General features: G+C 69.8%; 4 protein-coding genes. All 4 read right to left on the bottom strand.

Annotated features, from left to right (window positions below; all coding sequences use genetic code 11):
- Nucleotides 1-1,503: tape measure protein (locus GGQ63_RS21780; protein WP_183858733.1), on the bottom strand; the 1,503-nt coding region annotated here is incomplete at its 3' end.
- Nucleotides 1,503-1,781, bottom strand: coding sequence for a hypothetical protein (locus tag GGQ63_RS21785; protein WP_183858734.1), 279 nt, complete (start codon nucleotides 1,779-1,781; stop codon nucleotides 1,503-1,505). The genes GGQ63_RS21780 and GGQ63_RS21785, both read right to left, overlap by 1 nt.
- 113 nt (nucleotides 1,782-1,894) lie before the next feature.
- Entirely contained in the window at nucleotides 1,895-2,131 is a 237-nt protein-coding gene (locus tag GGQ63_RS21790) for a hypothetical protein (protein ID WP_183858735.1), read from the bottom strand.
- Nucleotides 2,128-2,379: hypothetical protein (locus GGQ63_RS21795; RefSeq protein WP_246429933.1), on the bottom strand; the 252-nt coding region annotated here is incomplete at its 5' end. The genes GGQ63_RS21790 and GGQ63_RS21795, both read right to left, overlap by 4 nt.

The following is a 2,379-nucleotide window of genomic DNA, read 5'->3' on the forward strand; positions in this document are numbered from 1 at the left end:
GACCTCGGAGCCGCGCCCTCCGCCGGTCCCTGTCCCGGTCCCCGCTCCGCCACCGCCCGCGGCGAGGCTGCGGAGATCCTCGATGGCCGTCCGGATCGCTGCGATCCGTTCGCGGCCCTGTTCGAGCTTCGTCAACGTGTCGTCCGAAAGGAAGGCGTCCGGATTGATCATCGCGCCGGCGATCGCTCCGACCGACTGACCGGGCGTCGCGTCTCCCGACGAAAGCCCCATGGAAAAGCCGCCTCGCTGGCGCCGCTCGATCGCCTTCGCCCGCTCGACCGAGGCAAGCGCCTCGGCGCGCTGAAGGTCGGCCTCGGCCGCCTGCAACTGCGCCTCCTTCTCCTTCGCCAGGGCGTCGATGTAATCCCTCGATCTACCGGCCGCGCCGGCCACCTGCTCGCGAAGAAGCCGCAGGGCGTCGTTGTGCGCCTCGGTCGCGACCTTGGCGCTGTCGTGCTGCGATGCGAGGTAGAGCAGCCCGCCCGCGGCTGTCACTGCGAGCCCCACAGGACCGCCAATGAGCGCGAGGGCGCCTGTCAGGCCGCGCGCGGCGAGAGCCGTTGCGCTCATGCCGGCGCCGGCCGCGGCGAGCCCGGACACGAGCCGCCCGGCCAGCGCAGCGCCCGTGAGGACCGCGGCCGATTCGAGAAGGTCAAAGTTCTCCGCCATGAACTGGATTGCGGCGGCAAGCGTCCTCGTGACGCCGGTCGCCTGATCGGCATTGCCGATATAGGCGGTGAGCGCGGTCTGAAAGTTCTCGGCGGCTTGCGCCACCGTCAGCGACATCGAGGCGACCGAACGGTCGATATCGGCCGATCCCTTCAGCAGGCCGCGGAACACACGGCCGCCGACCAGCTCGCCCGCCTCGGCCATCGCCCGCAGCTCGCTCGTCGTGACGCCGAACTCCTTCGCGATCAGCTGCGCGAGCGGCGCCGATTGTTCCAAGACCGAGTTGAATTCGTCGCCGCGCAGAACGCCGGAGCCGAGGGCTTGACCAAGCTGCCGGATGGTCGCGGCCGCCTCTTGCGCCGAGGCGCCGCCGAGCACAAGGGCTTTCGCCACCGTCTCGGTTACCCGGGCCACCTCCGCCTGCGAGGCGCCGAGCGTTCCGGCGCTGGCCGCCATCTTCGCGTAGATATCGACGACGGCGCCGAGCTCGGTCCGCGAGCGAAGCGCGATCTGCACGAGCTCGTTCTGTTTCGACGCGACCTGATCGAGCGGCACGCCAACGGCCGCGAGCCGGTTCCCCGCATTCGTCCAGGCGTCGGCATACCCGACGACGGCCGCGGCACTCAGACTGGCGCCGAGCCCCGCGAGCGGTGCCGCCATCCGGCTCGCAGCGCCGGCGAGAGCCTGCTCCATGCCGCGCGACGCCTTCACGGTGCGCGCTTCCATCCGCGCCATGCTCCGCTCGGTCGCGGCAAGGCTCCGCGCCACGGCGCGGTCGAACTGGGTGAAGCGCGCCTCGAGCGAGACCGTCAGCTTCTGAAGGTCATCCGCCATCAGACGGACTCCCGCGCCGCGCGCCGCTCGATCATCAAGGCCGCGGCGCGCAGCTTCGCGGCCCACTCGTCGGGTCGCGCCCGAGCGGCGGGTCCGATCGCCTCAAGGCAGACCTCCGCCACCTCCTCGTCCGTGACGCCGAACCGCCGGAAAAAGGCGTGCAGCTTCGCAAACGCGTCGCGCGTCGCTTCCAGCCTGCCGGTCTCCGGCAAGTCATTGAAGAGGCTTGCGGGTTCGGCGCCGGTGCCGGATACCTCCCGACGGGGTTCTTCGGTCATTGTCCGTGCTCCACACGCAAATTTCGGGATCGGCGAAAAAAATCTCTGAATGCTGCCCAGCCGCGGGTCCGCGCCGGCGAGCATCCCCAAGAATTGACCACCCCCCCTCCGGTTTACTGAAGTCGGGTCGACGGCGCGTTGGGCTCGTCGAGGTGCCGCGCGATGGCGCGCGCGACCATGGCCAGTTCGTCCTCGGTCGGATAGCGGCCGAGAATCTCGATCATCGGACCGATGGCGCGCCACAGAGCGTCCCGGAGGGCGGCATCCAGCGCGGCGCCGGGCGTCCGGGGATAAGTCGGTGCCCACTCCACTTCAATCCCTCCGGCGCCGCGCTGAAACCTTTTCTTCACTCTTCGCCTCCCTGTCTCAGAGCCGGAACGCGAACGCGCGGCTTGGGCGCGGCCTTGCCGTCGATCTCGGCCAAGCGCGCTTCGAGATCGGTCAGCCGATCGTCCAGAGGAGCGAGCCGCCGGTCGACATAGCCCTTGACGATCCCGACCATCTCGCGCCCGAAAGCCTTGCCGTCGAATGTCATCGCGAGGCCTGTCAGCTCGGCACGGGGTTGCCGCCCCAGGCCACATTCGTCAGCAGAGCGACG

It is taken from the genome of Prosthecomicrobium pneumaticum, from assembly GCF_014199915.1.
Taxonomy (GTDB): Bacteria; Pseudomonadota; Alphaproteobacteria; order Rhizobiales; family Kaistiaceae; genus Prosthecomicrobium; species Prosthecomicrobium pneumaticum.

What these genes read in the sequence shown, in the direction of transcription:
- GGQ63_RS21785 (WP_183858734.1), bottom strand. Translation starts at nt 1,781, where the DNA reads ATGACCGAAGAACCCCGTCGGGAGGTATCCGGCACCGGCGCCGAACCC.